Origin of the sequence: Sorangium sp. So ce281, from assembly GCF_051527395.1 — a bacterium.
In the GTDB taxonomy this organism is placed as follows: Bacteria; Myxococcota_A; Polyangia; order Polyangiales; family Polyangiaceae; genus Sorangium; species Sorangium cellulosum_B.
On the sequence record NZ_CP150322.1, the window covers coordinates 3,607,831 to 3,625,880 of the forward strand.

General features: G+C 72.9%; 13 protein-coding genes. 9 read left to right on the top strand and 4 right to left on the bottom strand.

What is annotated here, in order from left to right:
• Window positions 1-79: 79 nt before the first annotated feature.
• Together WMF27_RS13825 and WMF27_RS13830 are read right to left on the bottom strand one after the other, a co-directional pair.
• On the bottom strand, window positions 80-889 hold the full coding sequence (locus WMF27_RS13825) for a class I SAM-dependent methyltransferase (protein ID WP_437768409.1): 810 nt from the start codon (window positions 887-889) through the stop codon (window positions 80-82).
• Window positions 890-1,034: 145 nt separating this feature from the next.
• The gene (locus WMF27_RS13830) at window positions 1,035-1,355 is read right to left on the bottom strand and encodes a hypothetical protein (protein WP_437768408.1); all 321 of its coding nucleotides are present in this window, start codon (window positions 1,353-1,355) and stop codon (window positions 1,035-1,037) included.
• 593 nt (window positions 1,356-1,948) lie between these two features.
• Between WMF27_RS13830 and WMF27_RS13835 the strand changes: the two genes are divergently transcribed.
• A complete protein-coding gene (locus WMF27_RS13835) occupies window positions 1,949-3,448 on the top strand; it encodes a M14 family metallopeptidase (protein WP_437768407.1) in 1,500 nt (499 codons plus the stop codon).
• Between the two features lie 19 nt (window positions 3,449-3,467).
• Here WMF27_RS13835 and WMF27_RS13840 read toward each other — a convergent pair whose 3' ends face one another.
• Window positions 3,468-4,331, bottom strand: coding sequence for a PAS domain-containing protein (locus tag WMF27_RS13840; RefSeq protein WP_437768406.1), 864 nt, complete (start codon window positions 4,329-4,331; stop codon window positions 3,468-3,470).
• A gap of 230 nt (window positions 4,332-4,561) precedes the next feature.
• Between WMF27_RS13840 and WMF27_RS13845 the strand changes: the two genes are divergently transcribed.
• The 3 genes from WMF27_RS13845 to meaB are packed head-to-tail and all read left to right on the top strand — an operon-like array spanning window position 4,562 to window position 8,649.
• Window positions 4,562-5,014, top strand: coding sequence for a VOC family protein (locus WMF27_RS13845; RefSeq protein WP_437768405.1), 453 nt, complete (start codon window positions 4,562-4,564; stop codon window positions 5,012-5,014).
• Window positions 5,007-7,655, top strand: coding sequence for a methylmalonyl-CoA mutase (scpA, locus tag WMF27_RS13850; RefSeq protein WP_437768404.1), 2,649 nt, complete (start codon window positions 5,007-5,009; stop codon window positions 7,653-7,655). Before WMF27_RS13845 ends, scpA begins: the two co-directional genes overlap by 8 nt.
• Before the next feature lies 1 nt (window position 7,656).
• A complete protein-coding gene (meaB, locus tag WMF27_RS13855; RefSeq protein ID WP_437768403.1) occupies window positions 7,657-8,649 on the top strand; it encodes a methylmalonyl Co-A mutase-associated GTPase MeaB in 993 nt (330 codons plus the stop codon).
• A gap of 32 nt (window positions 8,650-8,681) precedes the next feature.
• Here the strand turns inward: meaB and WMF27_RS13860 are convergent, their stop codons facing one another.
• The gene (locus WMF27_RS13860) at window positions 8,682-10,169 is read right to left on the bottom strand and encodes an amino acid permease (protein ID WP_437768402.1); all 1,488 of its coding nucleotides are present in this window, start codon (window positions 10,167-10,169) and stop codon (window positions 8,682-8,684) included.
• 224 nt (window positions 10,170-10,393) lie between these two features.
• Between WMF27_RS13860 and WMF27_RS13865 the strand changes: the two genes are divergently transcribed.
• The 5 genes from WMF27_RS13865 (at window position 10,394) to WMF27_RS13885 (ending at window position 17,937) form a co-directional block, all read left to right on the top strand.
• Window positions 10,394-11,554: a DTW domain-containing protein gene (locus tag WMF27_RS13865; RefSeq protein ID WP_437768401.1), complete on the top strand. Its 1,161-nt coding sequence runs from the start codon at window positions 10,394-10,396 to the stop codon at window positions 11,552-11,554.
• Between the two features lie 280 nt (window positions 11,555-11,834).
• Entirely contained in the window at window positions 11,835-12,833 is a 999-nt protein-coding gene (locus WMF27_RS13870; RefSeq protein ID WP_437768400.1) for a macrolide 2'-phosphotransferase, read from the top strand.
• A gap of 97 nt (window positions 12,834-12,930) precedes the next feature.
• Window positions 12,931-13,233 carry a hypothetical protein gene (locus tag WMF27_RS13875; protein WP_437768399.1) on the top strand — a complete coding sequence of 101 codons (303 nt, stop codon included), beginning with the start codon at window positions 12,931-12,933 and terminating at the stop codon, window positions 13,231-13,233.
• Window positions 13,230-16,241: an ATP-binding protein gene (locus tag WMF27_RS13880; protein ID WP_437768398.1), complete on the top strand. Its 3,012-nt coding sequence runs from the start codon at window positions 13,230-13,232 to the stop codon at window positions 16,239-16,241. The genes WMF27_RS13875 and WMF27_RS13880 overlap by 4 nt, the downstream gene beginning before the upstream one ends.
• Before the next feature lie 316 nt (window positions 16,242-16,557).
• On the top strand, window positions 16,558-17,937 hold the full coding sequence (locus WMF27_RS13885) for an MFS transporter (RefSeq protein WP_437768397.1): 1,380 nt from the start codon (window positions 16,558-16,560) through the stop codon (window positions 17,935-17,937).
• The last annotated feature ends 113 nt before the right edge of the window (window positions 17,938-18,050 follow it).

Below are 18,050 nucleotides of genomic sequence, written 5' to 3' on the forward strand. Positions count from 1 at the left end.
CGTGCGCGGGCACGTGCGCGAGCCGCCCGGGCTCGACCTCGACGACCGGAGCGCCCTCCGCCGGGCGCCCGTGGCGTCGCTAGCGCGAGCCGACGCCCAGGAGGGCGGTCATCGAGAGCTGCTGAGGACCGTCGCCGAACCGCGCCTGCAGCCTGCCGAGGATCGCCTTGCCGAGCGCTTCCCAGCGCTCGTCGCCCAGCTTGTCCCGCAGGAGCACCAGCGGCGCGTTGCCCCGGTTCACGGAGCGCCAGAGCTCCTCGGTCGAGGGCGACTCGCGGGAGTGCTCCGCCTCGTGCACCGAGACGTCCCGGAACCCGGCGGCCTCCATCTCGGCGCGGAACTCGCCTGGGTCTCCGAGGGGCGCTTTGCCCTCGCCGAAGGGCAGCCCGGGGAGCTCGGCGCCGATCGCCGAGAAGAGCTCGCCCAGGATGGGCGTCCTGTCCATCGGCACCCAGCTCGCGACGACCGCGCGGCCGCCGGGGCGCAGCACCCGGAGGAGCTCGCGGAAGCCGCGGTCGCGGTCGGGGAAAAAGATCAGCCCGAACATCGAAAAGGCAGCGTCGAAGGAGCCGTCCTCGAAGGGCAGCGCCATGCCGTCGCCGACGCGGGCGTCCACCGCGAGCCCCGCGCGCGCGGCCCGCTCGCGCAGCTGCTCCACCATCGCGGGGGCGAAATCGATCGCGGTCACGCGCGCCTCCCCGGCGGCGAGGAGGGACAGGGTGCCTGGCCCGGCGGCCACGTCGAGCACGCGGGCGCCCGGGCCGACGCCGGCGAGCCGGAGCGCGTCGGCGGCATACTTCTCGAAGTGAGGAACGATGTCGGACGCGTAATCGCCGGCGACCAGGTTCCACGCGACGGGGGTGGCGAGGGGACTCGAGGGCTGGGTCATCGGCAGAGGTGCTATCACGGACGCGCCGAACGGATCCAGCCGCCGGTGCCCTGGCGCGGCGTATTCGTGGTCGCCGCCTCGCCCCGGCGGCGCAGGCGGCGAGCACGCCGCGCCAGCGCCATGCCGGGATGAGATGACGTGGTGATCACCGCGCCACCGCGCTCTCGCGCCGGTTCGCCATGCGCGCCTGCGCCAGCGCCTTCGGCACGGCCCTCGGGCCGGCGGGGCTCGCCGCCGCCTCCGGCGAGCCCGGATCAGCGTCCGAGTCGGCGCCCTGCTCCTCATCCGCCTTGTCGGCGCCGGCCTCGGTCGCGTCGTGGCGCGGCAGCACGGTCCTCGCGGTCGACACGAGCAGCACGCTGGTCAGCGCGACGACGCTCGCAGATCCAGCGACGAGCACCGCGATATGCATCATTGTGCGCTGGAGGAGGCTCCCTTCATTCAACTTCCGGAGGATCTTCAACATGGTGCTACCTGCCTCGTTCGCGAGCGCCCGCTCGCTGCCAGCGTCTCTGGGACAACTCCTGCGAATGCGAGCGTCGTGCCAGCAGGCATCCGCTGGAACCAGCGCATGGATCGAGGCGCTTCTTGCGCCGCTCTGCCAAAGCTGACACGTCCGCCACCTGTACAATGGCTCATCCTGCCAAAATGACAATCCGTTCTTTGAGCGTCTGGTGGTTGCGTTGCCGCGTCGTCACGTCGTCACGTCGTCACGTCGTCACGTCGTCGCGTCGCCGCGTCGTCACGTTGCCGCGTCGTCACGTTGCCGCGTCGCCGCATGGGCCGCGTTGCGCACCGAGCGCCGACCGCGCGCGCCGGCGACCGTGGCGACGGGAAGACATGCGTGTCTGACGTGCCTGCCGCGACTTCCACGCTTTCGGGTCGCATCCTGTCCTGTCGATCTGACCAGCCTGGACGAGGACTCCGTCGCTTCGTCCACCACACGCACCACACGACCGCACGTGCGGGCTCTTCCGGCGAGGCGCGCCGTCGTCGCGATCGCGCCGTCGCCGCCGATCGCTGCCCCCTCCTGCGGGCGGCGGGGTAGAGATCGGGCCCATGCTGCTCACCCGCGCCGAAGCCACCGGATTCCGGGAGACCTCCCTGCACGCCGACGTCATGCGGTTCGTCCGCGCGCTCGAAGGCCGCAACGACCCGCGCCTGCACGTGACCCCCTTCGGGACCAGCCCGGGCGGGCGGGAGCTGCCGCTGCTCGTGCTGTCCAGGGACGGCGTGCGATCCCCGGACGAGGCCCGCCGCGCCGGGCGCCCCGTCGTGCTGATGCTCGACGGGATCCACCCCGGCGAGGTGGAGGGCAAGGAGGCCAGCCTCGCGCTCGTCCGCGATCTGCTCGACGGCCGCCACCCCGACTGGCTCGACGCGCTCGTGCTCCTCGTCGTTCCGCTGTTCAACGCGGATGGCAACGACGCGCTCGACCCGCGGAACCGCCGCCTGGACCTCAAGAAGCTCACCGGCCAGCCAGGTCCCGTCGTGGGCACCCGGACCCAGAGCCAGGGCATCAACCTGAACCGCGACTACCTCCGCCAGGCCGCGCCCGAGATGCGCCTGCTCCAGCAGCGCGTGTGCATCCCCTGGGCGCCCGATCTCACGATCGACAACCACGCGACCAACGGGTCGGTGCACCGGTTCCACATGACGGTCGACGTGCCGCACACCATCGAGTCCGGCCGCCCGGAGCCGATCGCGATGGTGCGCGACCGCCTGGTCCCCGACGTGATGGCCGCGGTCCGGCGGCGCGGCTTCGAGAGCGGCTGGTACGGCAACTTCGTCGAGGACGAGCGGGTGCTCGACGCGGACGGCGAGGTCGACCCGGCGGCGCCCGTCGGCCTCGGCTGGATGACCTACCCGCATCACCCGCGGTTCGGCTCGAACTACCGCGGGCTCACGGGGCGGCTCGACCTGCTGCTCGAGTGCTACAGCTATCTCCCGTTCGAGGAGCGCGTCCAGACCGCCTCGGCGTGGCAGATCGAGGCCCTCTCCTGGGTCGCCGGCCACGCCGACGCGGTCCGCGAGGTCGTGGCCGCGAGCGCCCGGCCGCCGGAGCGCGTCGCGGTCCGGTACCGCCTCGAGCCGACCGGGACCCCGATCGACATCCTGACGCGCAGCCCGCGGGCGTTCGGCGGCGAGCCGGCCACCCTGCGGATCCCGCACCACGCGCGGTTCGTCGGGACCACGGTGGTGGATCGGCCGCGGGCCTACCTCGTGTCGCCGGCGATCGCCGAGGCGCTGCGCCGGCACGGGCTCCGCGTCGAGCCGGCCGGGGGCGTCCACGACGTCGAGGTCGCCCGGGTGGCGTCGCTCGGCGCCGAGGGCGGACGGGCGATCCTGGAGGCGGCCCGGGTCGGCGAGGTGTCGGTGCGGTGGCGCGAGGAGGCCCGGCGGGCCCCCGAGGGCTGGTCCCGGGTCGACACCGACCAGCCGCTCGGCGCGATCGCCGTGTACCTGTGCGAGCCGGAGAGCGACGACGGGGCGGTCGAGAACGGCCTCGTGGAGGCGCCCGCCATCGGGGACGAGCACCCGGCGTGGCGGGTCCGGTGAGCCCGGAGGGGTCGGGCGGTCAGGGCTTCCTGGTCGCCATCGCGAACGCGATCCCGTGCGAGAGGTCGCGGCGCGTGACGATGCTGCCGAGCTCCACCTCCAGGCCGATCAGCGCCTGAGCGACCTCGGGCCGGATGCCCGTCAACACCACCTCGGCGCCGAGCAGCCGCACCGCCTGGGCGATCCGCGCGAGCGCGCTCGCTGCCCGCGGATCGAAGGCGGAGACGCCCGTGAGGTCGACGATGCAAATCTGCGCTCCCTTGTCGGCGATCTTGTCGAGGAGCGCCTCCGTCATCTGCTGCGAGCGGCGCTCGTCCAGCGTGCCGATGAGCGGCAGGACCAGCACCTCGTCGCAGATCGGGATGATCGGCGTCGAGAGCTCGCGAAGGGCGGCGGACTGCACGCGCAGCCGATCCTGGAGCTCCTTCTGCTTGGTGATGACCTCGGTGAACATCATGATCCCGCCGATCTCGCCGCGCTCGTCGTGCCACGGGAAGACCTGCCAGCGCACCCACTCGATGCGCCCGTCGGCCCGCTGGAACGGGTCCTCCTCGTGGCGCTCGCTCGCCCCCGCGAGGCAGCGCGCATGGGTGTCCTTCCATCGCTGCGGGAGCCCGGGGAAGACCTCGTAGTGCGAGAGACCGATGATCTCGCGCGGCGAGAGGCCATAGTCATCGAGCCAGCGCTTGCTCGTCAGCAGGTAACGCATGTCGCGGTCGAACAGCGCGACCGCCGCCGGCATGTAGCTCGTCAGGAGTCGCACGTAGTCCTCGAGCCGTTCCACCCCCGCGTCGCGACGGATCCTTTCCTTCTCGAGCTCGCTCACGCGCAGGCGCAGCCGCTCGAGCTCCGCGACGAGCTCGTCGTGATCCCGTCCCTGCATGTCGCACGCTCCCCCTGTGTTGTCCCGGGCGCGCTCCCGCTCTCGCACGTCGTCGCGAGTCTATCTATGACTATAACGACGCGGCCGACGCCCGCAGCCCGTCGCGCGTCGCTGACGTCGCGCGTCTCTTGCCGCCGCCCCGCTTCGCGGCGCAAGCTGCGCGCATGGCGCCCCCCTCGACACGGCCGGCCCCTGCCGCTCCGACCGGCCTCCCGATCCAACGAGAGCCCATGCAGGACCAGATTCCCGGGTTTCTGTTCATCGACCACATCGCCATGGCGGTGCCCGCCGGGCAGCTCGACGCGCAGGTGAAGGCGTACGAGATGCTCGGCTTCCGCGAGGTGCACCGGGAGGAGGTGCGGGGCACGGATCAGGTCCGCGAGGTGATGCTCCGCATCGGCGACAGCGACAACCACGTCCAGCTCCTCGAGCCGCTCTCTCCCGAGTCTCCCGTCCAGAAGCTCATCGAGAAGAACGGCGGTCGCGGGGGCTTCGCCCACGTCGCCTACCGGGTCAGCGACGTCCAGGCCGCCTTCGACGAGCTCAAGGCGCGCGGCTTCCGCATCATCGACGCGGCGCCGCGGCCGGGCTCCCGGGGCACGACGATCTTCTTCGTGCACCCCCGATCGCGCGATGACGCGCCGTTCGGTCACCTCATCGAGGTCGTGCAGTCCCATGGATGACAGGCTCTTCGCCGATTTCGCGCCGGTCGCGCTCGCGACGTGGAAGCAGGCGCTCCACCGGGATCTCAAGGGCAAGACCGCGGACGACCTCTCCTGGGCGAGCGCCGAGGGGCTCCTCGTGCCGCCGATCTTCGCGCCGGACAGCCCCCCGCTCCCGCCGGCCACGGGCGGCCCGCTCGTGACGTCGCTGGTCGCCGAGCTCCGGAGCGGCGCGCCGGAGCTGCGCTTCACGATGGGATGCAGCTATTTCCTGGAGATCGCCCGCCTCTCTGCCGCGCGCCTCCTGGCCGAGCGCCTGCGGCCGGGCGCCACGATCACCGCCGTCATCCCGTCGGCCGCGGTCCCTGGCGACGAGGAGCACAAGAACCTCCTCCGCGGCGTCGTCGGGATGATGGCGGCCATCGCGGGCGGCGCGGACGACATCGTCGTCTCGCCGCCCGAGCGCCTGCTCGGCAACGCCCGGGTCATCCTCCGCGAGGAGGCCCGCTTCGACGCGCGAGACAGCCCGGCGGCCGGCTCCTGGACCATCGAGCAGCTCGCGCGGAGCCTCGCGCGCGCGGCGCTGCAGCAGCTCGGCGACACGACGGAGATCCCGGCGCCGGGCGCGGCCCCGCCGGACGTCGCGTCGCTCGAGCACCTCGGCTTCTCCGCCGGCGCGCCGCCGTTCCTGCGCGGGCCGTATACCAGCATGTACGTGGTCCGCCCGTGGACCGTCCGCCAGTACGCCGGGTACTCCACGGCCGAGGAGTCGAACGCGTTCTACCGCCGCAACCTGGCCGCAGGGCAGACCGGGCTCTCGGTGGCCTTCGACCTCGCGACCCACCGCGGCTACGACTCGGATCACCCGCGCGTGGTCGGCGACGTGGGGAAGGCCGGCGTGGCCATCGACACCGTCGAGGACATGAAGATCCTCTTCGACCAGATACCGCTCGATACGATGAGCGTGTCGATGACCATGAACGGCGCCGTGCTCCCCATCATGGCGTTCTACATCGTCGCCGCCGAGGAGCAGGGCGTGCGCCCCGAGCTGCTCTCCGGGACCATCCAGAACGACATCCTCAAGGAGTTCATGGTCCGGAACACCTATATCTACCCTCCGGCGCCGTCGATGAGGATCGTCGCCGACATCTTCCGTTACACCGCCGAGAGGATGCCGAAGTTCAACTCGATCAGCATCAGCGGCTATCACATGCAGGAGGCCGGCGCGACCGCCGAGCTGGAGCTCGCGTACACGCTCGCCGACGGCCTCGAGTACCTGCGCACCGGGCTCGCGTCGGGCATGGATATCGACGATTTCGCCGGGCGGTTCTCGTTCTTCTTCGGCATCGGCATGGACCATTTCACCGAGATCGCCAAGCTGCGGGCCGCGCGGCTCCTGTGGGCGAAGATCGTGAAGGGGTTCCACCCGAAGAACCCGAAGACGATGGCGCTCAGGACCCACTGCCAGACGTCGGGCTGGAGCCTCACCGAGCAGGACCCGTTCAACAACGTCACGCGCACGGCCGTCGAGGCGCTCGCGGCGGTGCTCGGCGGCACGCAGTCGCTGCACACGAACGCGCTGGACGAGGCGCTGGCGCTCCCCTCGGACTTCTCGGCGAAGATCGCGCGCGACACGCAGCTCTTCTTGCAGCGGGAGACCGATGTCTGCCGGGTCATCGACCCGTGGGGCGGCTCCCACCACGTCGAGCGCCTGACGGACCGGCTCGCGCGGAGAGCGTGGCAGTTCATCCAGGAGGTGGAGTCCCTGGGCGGCATGGTCAAGGCCATCGAGAACGGCCTGCCCAAGCTGCGCATCGAGGAGGCCGCGGCCCGGAAGCAGGCCCGGATCGACGCGGGCCGTGACGTCATCGTCGGGGTCAACGCGTACAGGCTGGAGAGAGAGGCGCCGATCGCGCTCCGCGAGGTGGACAACACCGCGGTTCGCGAGAACCAGCTCGCGCGGCTGCGCGAGGTGAAGGCCGCCCGCGCGGAGGGCGCCGTGGGCGAGTCGCTCGCCGCGCTCACCCGCGCCGCCGAGACGGGCGAGGGGAACCTGCTCTCGCTCGCGGTCGACGCCGCGCGCCGCCGCGCGACGCTCGGCGAGATCTCCGGCGCGCTCGAGCGCGTCTTCGGCCGCTACGAGGCCCCGGTGCGCACGGTGAGCGGCGTGTACGGCGCGGAGATCCGCGACGCGGGCGCCGGCCGCGAGGTGGAGGCGCTCGTCCGCGAGTTCGCGGCCCTCGAGGGCCGGCGCCCGCGCATCCTGGTCGCCAAGATGGGTCAAGACGGGCACGACCGGGGGATGAAGGTCATCGCCACCGCCTTCGCGGATCTCGGGTTCGACGTCGACATCGGCCCGCTCTTCCAGACCCCGGACGAGGTGGCGCGCCACGCCGTCGAGAACGACGTGCACGTGGTCGGGGTCTCCTCGCTCGCCGGCGGCCACAAGACGCTGGTGCCGCAGCTCATCGACGCGCTCGGGCAGGCCGGCCGCGGGGACATCCTCGTGGTGGCGGGCGGCGTGATCCCGCCGCAGGACTACCGGGTTCTGGAGGAGCGCGGCGTGGCGGGGATCTTCGGGCCCGGGACGGTCATCCCCGAGGCGGCGGCGCGGATCGTCCGGACGCTCCTCGGGGGCCTCTCGTCGCAGGAGGCGCGCTAGGTTGAAGTCGAGCCCGAGGCAGCTCGTCGACGGTCTCCTCGCGGGCGACCGGGCGGCGCTCGCGCGCGCGATCACGCTGGCCGAGAGCTCGCTCCCCCGCCACCAGGAGCTCGCCGAGGAGGTCCTGGAGCGCTGCCTGCCGCACGCCGGCGGCGCCACGCGCCTCGGCATCACCGGCGTGCCCGGGGTCGGCAAGAGCACGTTCGTCGACGCGCTCGGCGTTCACCTCGTGCGCGACCGCGAGGAGACGGTGGCCGTGCTCGCGGTCGACCCGAGCAGCCCTGTCCACGGCGGGAGCATCCTCGGCGACAAGACGCGGATGCCACGGCTGGCGAGCGACCCGCGGGCCTTCATCCGCCCCTCGCCGTCGGGCGGCTCGCTCGGCGGCGTGGCGCGGGCCACGCGCCAGGCCATCCTGCTCTGCGAGGCGGCGGGATACCGCAACATCCTTGTCGAGACGGTCGGTGTCGGGCAATCCGAGGTCGCGGTCGCCGACATGACGGACTGCTTCCTGCTCCTCATGCTGCCTGGGGCCGGCGACGAGCTGCAAGGCGTGAAGCGGGGCATCATGGAGCTCGTCGATCTCGTGATCATCAACAAGGCCGACGGCGGGAACGTCGACAGGGCCGCGCGAGCGCGCCGCGATTACGAGAGCGCCTTGCACCTGTTCCCGCCGGCGCCTCACGGCTGGGCCCCTGTGGTCGGCGTCTGCTCGGCCCAGGAGGGCCGCGGCGTCAGCGAGGCGTGGGAGATCGTGCTGCGCCACCGCGCGCACATGCAGGCCAGCGGCTGGCGCCTGCGCCGCCGCGGGGCGCAGGCGCGCCGCTGGCTGTTCGAGCTCATCGAGGGGCACCTGCGGGAGGCGTTCCTGCGCAGCGCCGGCGTGCGCGAGCGCCTGTCCGGCGTGGAGGCGCTCGTCGAGGCGGGATCGCTCAGCCCGCTGCGCGCCGCGCGGCAGCTGCTGGAGGCCTGGGATCCGGCCGGGAAGGGGTGACGGCGGGGCCGAACGCGGTGCGCGCCGCGGCGTCACTGGCTCGCCGTGAGCGCGCTGTGCTTGCGGCTGTAGCCGAAGTAGATCGCGAGCCCGAGGAGGAGCCAGGCGCCGAGACGGAGCCAGTTCTCGGTGGGCAGCGAGAACATGAGGAGGAGACAGATCACGATCCCGAGGATCGGCGTGAGCGGGTAGAGCGGCACCCGGAACGGGCGCGGCGCGTCCGGCGCCGTCCGGCGCATGATCAGGACCGCCGCGCATACGAACAGGAACGCAAGGAGCGTCCCGATGTTGACGAGCTCCGCCAGGATCCGCAGCGGGAGGAGCGCCGAGAGGGTGGCGACCACAAACCCGGTGAGGAGGGTGGACTTCCACGGCGTCTTGAAGACCGGGTGCACCGCGCCGAAGAAGCCTCTGGGCAGGAGCCCGTCGCGGGCGATGGCGAGCAGCACGCGCGGCTGGCTGAGCATGAGCACGAGCAGCACGGAGGTGATTCCGGCGACCGCCCCGAGGGAGATGATGAACTGCGCCCACGGGAGGCCGACGCGCGCGAAGGCGTCGGAGACCGGCGCGTCGATGCTCAGCTCGGTGTAGGGCACCATGCCGGTCAGGATCGCCGCGACGGCGACGTACAGGGTGGTGCAGATGATGAGCGAGGCCACGATGCCGATGGGGAGATCGCGCTGCGGGTGCTTCGCCTCCTCCGCGTGCGCCGATACCGCGTCGAACCCGATGTAGGCGAAGAAGATGGTCGCGGCGCCGGCGAGCATCCCGAGCGGCTCTCCCCCCTTGCCGATCTCGCCGAATATCGTGTGACCGAAGACGCTGAGCCCCCCGAGCCCGAACGGCGCGAACGGCCGCCAGTTGTCCGGGGTGACGTAGAACGCGCCGACAACGATGACGAAGAGCACGACGGCGAGCTTGAGCGCGACCATCACGGCGTTGATTGTCGCGCTCTCGCGGATGCCCTTGAGCAGGATCACCGTGACCGCGGCCGTCACGACGATGGCCGGGAGATCGAGGATCGCCCTTGTGGACACCAGCTCGCCGAGCGCCGGATCGTAGTCGAACGGCGCGCTCCTGAGCTCTCTTGGCAGCTCTACCCCGAAGATCCCGATCAAGTCCTGGACATAGTGAGACCACCCGTGCGCCACGGCGGCGGCGCCGACGGCGTACTCGAGGACGAGATCCCACCCGATGATCCACGCCGGCAGCTCGCCGAGCGTCGCGTACGCGTACGTATAGGCCGAGCCCGCGACCGGCACCATCGCCGCGAACTCCGCGTAACAGAGGGCCGCGAACACGCAGGCCATCCCCGCGACAACGAAGGACAGCATCAGCGAAGGACCTGCCTTGTCGTGCGCGGCCTGACCGGTGAGTACGAAGATGCCTGTCCCGACGATGGCGCCGATCCCGAGGCTCGTTAGCTGCAGCGGCCCAAGGGCGCGCCGGAGGCGGTGCTCCGCCTCCAGCTCCTTGTTCATGACCGACATCGGCTTGCGGACGAGTAGCCGGCTCCCCATGGCCTTCGCTGCGCAGGCTCTGCGGCCCGGCCCGCGGCACGTCAAGCCGGAGACGCGTCCGCGGGAAGAGGCTCTGCCGGACGCGGCCTCAGCCCCTCCAGGAGCATGCCGCTGACGACGTTCGCGAGCTGCGCCGCCTCGACGGGCCGTTCGTATCGTCCGCGAGGGCGGCGACCCCCCGCTCGGTCCTTCGCCCGCCAGGGATGCGGTACAAGGGGCCTCCCATGCGCGACGTCTGCTGGCGCTGCCGGCGCCCCCGTCCGGTCTGCTATTGCGCGCTCCTGCCCTCCTTGCCGACGAGGACCCGGGTCGTGCTCCTCCAGCACCCGCGCGAGCGGAAGGTGGGCATCGGCACGGCGCGCATGACCCACCTGGCGCTGCCCAACTCCGAGCTGCACGAGGGGGTGGTCTTCGAGGACGACGCCCGGATCGCCGCCCTCGCGAGCGATCCGACCACGGCCCTGCTCTTTCCCGGGGGCGACGCGCCCGCGGCGGGCGGGGCGCCGGTGCGCTCGCTCATCGTCGTCGACGGCACGTGGTCGCAGGCGAGGAAGATGCTCGCGCTGAACCCGCGCCTGGCCTCGGTGCGCCGCATCGGCGTGACCCCCCGCGCGCCGGGCAACTACCGCATCCGCAAGGAGCCCCGGCCCGAGTGCCTCGCCACGGTCGAGGCGGTGGCCAGCGCGCTGGCCGCGCTCGAGGGCGAGCCCGCGCGCTTCGACGAGATGCTGCGGGCCTTCACGTTCATGGTCGACCGGCAGATCGAGCACCAGGCGACGAGCAAGGCCCCGCGACGGCGGCGCGCGCAGGCGGCCTCGCCGCTCGCGCCGCTGCGCCCCTACCTCGCCGAGCCGGCGAGGGTGGTGCTCGTCGACGGCGGGGCCAGCTCCGGCTGGCCGGCGGGCGCGGGCGCGGGCGAGCCGACGTCCGAGCTCGTGCACCTCGTGGCCTGCCGCGCGTCGGGCGAGCGCTTCGAGGCGTTCCTCCGCCCGCGGCGGCCGCTGGGCCCGAGCGTCGCGCACCAGCTCGAGGTGCCCGAGCGCCGCTTGCTCGACGGCGAGGACGTGAGCACCGCCCTGACCCGGTTCCGCGCCTTCGTCGGCCCGGGCGGCGTGCTGGGCGCCTGGGGCACCTTCACCGTGGACCTGCTCGCGCAGGAGGGCCTCGGGCGCCCGCCCTCCCTCGACCTGCGCGACCTCTGCGCGCGGCACCTGCGCCGGCGGCCCGGCGGCATCGCCAACGGGGCGCGGGCGCTCCTGGCCGGGGAGCCCGCGGCGCGCGGCGGCGGGCGCGCCGGGCGCACGGTGGGGTGGCTCGAGGTCGTCCTCGCGCGCCTCCTCGCCCTCGCGGGCGAGGACGACGTTGCCGCGCGGGGCGCCGCATGAGATCCTCCGTCCGTGCATTCCATCCGGTTCCGCTGAGTCCGGCATCCTCGTCCTCCCCGTAGCCACGGCGCCGCCGGGGCACGCGGTGAGCGCGCGGGTGCCTGTCCGTGCCCTGTCTTCCTCCGAGCTCGCTCGAAACGTGGAAGGCCGGGGCGCGTCGACTCACGCCCGGGAGCCTGGATGGATCACGCCACGCGCATCGGTCGTGAGCTCGCGCCGCGAGTCTTCCCCCCCTTCACGCGCGCTGCCCTGCCGGCGGCGCGCCCAGAGGCTCGCGATCATGACCGAACGCCAAGAACGCCAAGACTCCTCGTCCCCCAGCTCTTCCACCGCTCCTTCCTCCTTCGCGCCGACCTCCTTCGCGCCGATCGAGTCCGCCGGCGCGCTCCTCGATGCGGCGCGCCGCGAGGGGCTCCGGCTCGCCACGAGCCACGCCGACTTCGACCAGTCCGGGCTCGACTTCCTCGTCGTGCACGCCCACGACGAGGACGGCGCGCCGTGGGTCGTGCGCACGCCGCGCCGGCCCGCGGTGGTCGCGTCGGCCCGCGTGGAGGCGCGCGTGCTGGCCCTCGTGCGCAAGCACCTGCCGGTCTCCGTGCCCGACTGGCGCGTGCACACCGATCAGGTGATCGCCTACCCGCGGCTCGTCGACGTGCCCGCGATCTCCATCGATCCCGAGGCGGGCGTTCGCTGGAACCGCGTCGACCCGGCGGCGCCGTCGGCGGCGTTCATCGCGTCGATGGCCGAGGCCCTCGCGGCGCTGCAGCGCATCGGCGCGGCGGAGATCGAGGCGGCGGGCGTCCCCGTGAAGCCGATCGACGAGGCGCGCCAGGCCCTCGCGCGCGCCATGGACGAGACGCGCGCCGCGCTGGCGCCGCCGGACGTCCTGTGGGCGCGCTGGCAGCGCTGGCTCGCGAACGACGCGATCTGGCCGCGGCACCTCGCCCTCGTGCACGGCGACCTGCACCCCGGGCACATGCTCGTCGACGAGGGCGGCCGGCTCACCGGGATCCTCGACTGGACCGAGGCCCACCTCGGCGACCCCTCGAGCGACTTCGCGCTCTTCGCCGGCGCCTTCGGCAAGGGGGTGCTCGACGCGCTCATCGCGCGCTTCGAGGCGGCCGGCGGCGCCACGTGGCCCGGCCTCGCGGCCCACGCCGCCGAGCGCTGGGCGGCGTGGCCCGCGCTGGCAGCGAAGTGGGGCGCCGACTCGGGCAACGAGGGCGTGATCGCCCACGCGCGCAACCTGCTCGCAGGGATCGCGGCCGAGAGCGGGTGAGGCCCGGCTCGTCGCGCCCCATCACCCCATCGAGATAACGCGTTGCGTTGTGAGCCCGCGCATGTTCAGCCGCTGCGGCCCTGAGTAGCCTTTCCGCATGACCGGAGGACACGGCGCGGATGCCGGCGCGGCGGATCGCGCGCTCGTGCTCATGCTGCTGGGCACGGTGCTGCTCGTGTCGCCGGCGCGGCTGCTCTGGGCCCGAGGCCTGCTCGCGGTGGCCACGGTCTTCGCGGTCTGGGCCGCGCTGATCGCGTTCGCCGTGCTCGCGGCGCGCGGCGACCGCGGAGACCCGGCGATCGGCGATCCCGCGCGCGGCGATCCCGCGCGCGGCGATCCCGCGCGCGGCGACCCGGGGCCCGGTGACGGTGCCGGTGACGCCGATCGAGGGCCGCCGTGATCGACGTCGGCGTCCTGCTCTTCGCCACGGTGGGCTGGCTCGCCGTGCTCGCCGCGATCGCGCTCGCCGCGCAGCGCGAGCGGATCCCCCGCGCGCTCGCGCGTCACCCGCTCGTCCTCGCCCTGTCGCTCGGCGTCTACGCCTCGTCGTGGACCTACTACGGCGGCGTCGGCTTCGCGCAGCGCCACGGCCTCGTCTTCCTCGCGGTCTACCTCGGCCCGACGCTCGCATGCATCGCCACCCCGCTCCTCTGGTCGCGGGTCCTGCGGATCACGCGCGAGCAGCGCCTCTCCTCGCTCGCCGACCTCTTCGCCTTCCGCTTCCAGAGCCCCGCGGCGGGGGCGGTCGTCGCCGCGTTCTCCGTCGTCGCCAGCGTGCCCTACATCGCGCAGCAGTTCCGCGCGACCGAGCAGTCGGTCCGCTTGCTCTCCGGGCCCGGGCACGAGGAGGCCGTGGGCGCGGTCTTCTGGGCGCTGCTCACGCTCTTCACGGCGTTCTTCGGCGCCCGCCCGGCCGCCGAGCAGGGGCGGGAGGACGGCCTCGCGGCGGCGGTCGCGTTCGAGTCGGCGGCGAAGCTCGCGGTGCTCGCGGCCGTGGGCCTCGTCGCCGTGCTCGGGGTCTTCGGCGGGGCGGGCGGGCTCGCGGGCTGGCTCGGCGAGCACGCCGCCGAGGTCGAGGCGCTCGGCCGCCCGGTGCGCGAGGACAGCGGCTGGACGTCGATGCTCGTCATCAGCTTCGCCGCCGCCTTCCTGCTGCCGAGGCAGTGGCACATGGCGTTCGCGGGCGGCGCCGGCGATCGCGCGCTCGCCAGGGCGGCCTGGGCCTTCCCGCTCTTCCTGCTCGCGCTCAACCTGCCCGTCCTGCCCATCCTCTGGGCCGGGACCCGCCTCGCGCCGGCCGAGCCCGCCGACAGCTACGTGCTGCTCGTGCCGCAGCTGCTCGGCCACGGCTGGCTCGCGCTCGCCGCGTTCATCGGCGGCATCTCCGCGGCGAGCGCCATGGTCATGGTCACGGCCGTCGCCCTCGCGAGCGCCAGCGCCACGCACCTGCTCCTGCCGCTCGCCCGGAGGACGCTGCGCCGCAACGTCTACGCGCGCGTGCTGTGGCTCCGCCGCGGGCTCCTGGTCGTCATCCTCGCCGGCGGGTGGCTCTTCCACCGCGCGCAGCCGCACCGCGGGCTGCTCGTCGAGAGCGGCATCGTGTCGTTCGTCGCCTTCGCGCAGTTCCTGCCGGGGCTGCTCGCCGCGCTCTTCTGGGAGCGCGCGACGCGCGCCGGGTTCCTCGCCGGGCTCCTCGCCGGCATCGGCACGTGGACCGCCACCTGCCTCGCGCCCTTCCTGCCCGAGCTGTCCGGGCTCGACCCGGGGTGGCTCGATCTCCTGCGCGAGGGCGCGGGCCGGGCCGACCCCGCCGTGTACGTGACGGTCACGGACACCTGGTCGCTGCCCACGTTCGTGTCGCTCGCCGTCAACGGCGCCACGCTCGGGCTCGTCTCGCTCCTGCGCCCCCCGGCCGAGGAGGAGCGCGAGGCGGCGCGCCTGTGCACGCGCCGCGAGATCGGCCCGTCCGTCGAGCGCGCGACCGTGGCCTCGAGCGTGGGCGCGCTGGAGGAGCGGCTCGCGCGGCTGCTCGGCCGCGAGGCGGCCGCGCTCGAGGTCACGCGCGCCCGGATCGAGCTCGACATCCCGCGCGACGAGACGCGGCCCACGGAGCTCCACGCGCTCCAGGAGCGCCTGCACCGCAACCTGTCGCCGCTCGTCGGCCCGGTGCTCGCGAGGACCGTCGCGGAGGCGGACACGCAGGCCGCCCCGGGGGCGCTCGGCAGCAGGGCGGCGAGCGGCGCGCTCACCGAGGAGCTCCGGTGGCTGGAGCGGCGCCTCGCGCGCGGGGAGGCCACGACGACGTTCGTCGGCGCCGCGAAGGAGCTCGATCTCCTGCGGCGCTGGCTCCGCTCGGTGCTCGCGCAGCTCCCCCTCGGCGTCTGCGCCGTGGGCTCCGACGGCGCGATCAGCCTCGTGAACCGGCGCCTCGAGGCGCTCGTCGGCGCCGAGGAGCGCGACCTCGTCGGGGCGCCGCTCGACCGGCTGCCGGCCCCGTTCGCGGAGCTGTTCGCGCGCGCCGCCCGCGCCGCCTCGGCGGGCGAGGCCGGCGCGGACGAGGAGATCGAGGCGCACGTGGCCGGGCGCGCGCGCTCGCTGCGCGTCCACCGCGCCGCGCTCGACCCGCTCGACGCGCGCGCCGCCTCGGGGGGCGTGGTCCTGCTCGTGGAGGACCGCACCGAGCAGCGCGCGCTCGAGGCGCAGCTCGCCCACCGCGACCGCCTCGCCCAGCTCGGCCGCCTCGCCGCCGGCGTGGCCCACGAGGTCGGCAACCCGCTCACCGGCATCGCCTGCCTCGCGCAGAACCTCCGCGCCGAGTCCGACAGCGACGAGATCCGCGCGCGGGCGGGCCTCATCCTCGGCGAGGCGGCGCGCATCGAGGCCATCCTGCGCTCCCTGCTCGACCACAGCCGCACCGGCGCCGTGCCGAAGCCGGGCGAGGGCGCGCGCGCGCGGGTCGGGCGCGTGGCGCTCGCCGAGGTGGTCGCCGAGGCCGTGCGGCTCATCCGGCTCGACCGCGCGGCGCCCCACGTCCGGGTGGATCAGGCCTGCCCCGAGTCGCTCGTCGTCATCGGCGACCGGCGCGAGCTCGTCCAGGTCTTCGTCAACCTGCTCGCGAACGCGCGCGACGCGTCCGAGGCCGGCGCGCTCATCGCCGTCCGAGGGTGGATCGAGGCCGGCCAGATCGTCGTCGAGGTCGAGGACCACGGCTGCGGCATCCCCGAGGAGCTCCTCGCCGCGGTCCTGGAGCCGTTCGTGACGACGAAGCGAGACCCGAGCGGCACGGGGCTCGGCTTGCCGCTCTCGCGCTCGATCGTCGAGGATCACGGCGGGACCCTCGCGCTGCGGAGCGCGGTGGGGCGGGGGACGACGGTCGTCGTCCGGCTGCCGCTCGCGGGCGCGGGGTGAAGCGGTCGGCGCGGGACGTCGGGTGTTACCGATCGTAACGAGACGTGCCGAACGGGCCCGCCAACGTGCTTGCCCCGTGGACGAGCAGGTATTCTCAAGGCTGCTTGCGTGGTATTCGGAGCAAAGAGAGCAGCATTCCGCGAGCCGGGGGTGACAGGGCATCGACCCACGCGCTGCCGGCCCCTCGTCCTCCCTCGCGTGCGGGGGAGGAGGAGCCATGAAGAACACCCTGGCTGCCTCTTTCCGCTCGGCGCGCCTCTAAGCCCGTCTCCGGCCCTCTCGACAGGCGCTGGAACTCCTCCGAGGAACCGTTCTCATGGCACAGACGTCTCCCCAAACCTTCGCCGTGACGCCCACGAGCCCGGCCCCCGCGGCCGAGCGTGAGGTTGTCAGCAGCTCCACGCTCTGGAAGGTCATCTTCGCGTCCGCTGGCGGCACGATGATCGAGTGGTACGACTTCTATATCTTCGGGAGTCTCGCCGCGATCATCTCGACCCACTTCTTCCCGAAGGACAACCCGACGGCGAGCTTCCTCTTGACGCTCGGCACGTTCGCCACGGGCTTCGTCGTCCGCCCGTTCGGCGCGCTCGTGTTCGGGCGCATCGGCGACATCGTTGGTCGGAAGTACGCGTTCCTCGTGACGCTGCTGCTCATGGGCGGCGCGACGGCGCTCATCGGCTTCTTGCCGACGTACGACAAGATCGGGCTCCTCGCCCCGATCTCGCTCGTCCTGATCCGCCTCGTTCAGGGCCTCGCGCTCGGCGGCGAGTACGGCGGCGCGGCGGTGTACGTCGCCGAGCACTCACCTGACGAGAAGCGCGGCTTCTACACCTCGTTCATCCAGATCACGGCGACGCTCGGTCTGTTCATCTCGCTGGCGGTGATCCTCAGCACCCGCCTCCTCGTGGGCGAGGAGGCCTTCAAGGACTGGGGCTGGCGCATCCCGTTCCTCCTGTCGGTCCTCCTCGTCGGCGTGTCCTTCTACGTGCGTTCCCGCCTCAAGGAGTCGCCGATCTTCAGCAAGCTGAAGGCCGAGGGGAAGACGTCGACCGCTCCCATCAAGGACAGCCTCGGCAACAAGCGCAACTGGAAGGTCATCCTGATCGCCCTCTTCGGCGCCACGGCCGGCCAGGGCGTGGTCTGGTACACGGGGCAGTTCTATGCCCTCTACTTCCTGCAGAACACGCTCAAGGTCCCGTTCATCACGGCCACGATCGTGATCGCCACCGCGCTCGCCCTCGGCATGCCGTTCTTCGTGTTCTTCGGCGCGCTCTCCGATCGCATCGGCCGGAAGAAGATCATGCTCGCGGGCAACCTGTGCGGCGCGATCGGCTTCTTCCCCGTGTTCTGGGCGATGAAGCAGAACGCGGACAACCCGGTCGTGCTCACCGCGCTCGTGTTCGTGCTCGTGCTGTTCGTCACGATGGTCTACGGCCCGATCGCGGCCTACCTCGTCGAGGCCTTCCCGGCGAAGGTGCGTTACACGTCGCTCTCGATCCCGTACCACATCGGCAACGGCGTCTTCGGCGGGCTCTTGCCGCTCATCGCCTCGTCGGTGACGGTCGCGACGGGCAACATCTACGCGGGGCTCCTCTATCCGATCGCGGTGGCGCTCATCACCGTCGTCGTCGGCGGGATCTTCCTGAAAGAGCGCAGCGACGTGCGCCTCTGGGACGAGCTCGATCGCGCGGCTTGACGGCGATCTCCCGGCGGACGGAGCGCTGCTCGCGCGCCGTCCGCCGCCTCCTGCTCCTCGCAGATCCGCGGGATACGGGCTCAGCCTTCAGGCAATGAAGCGAGGCGTACGAA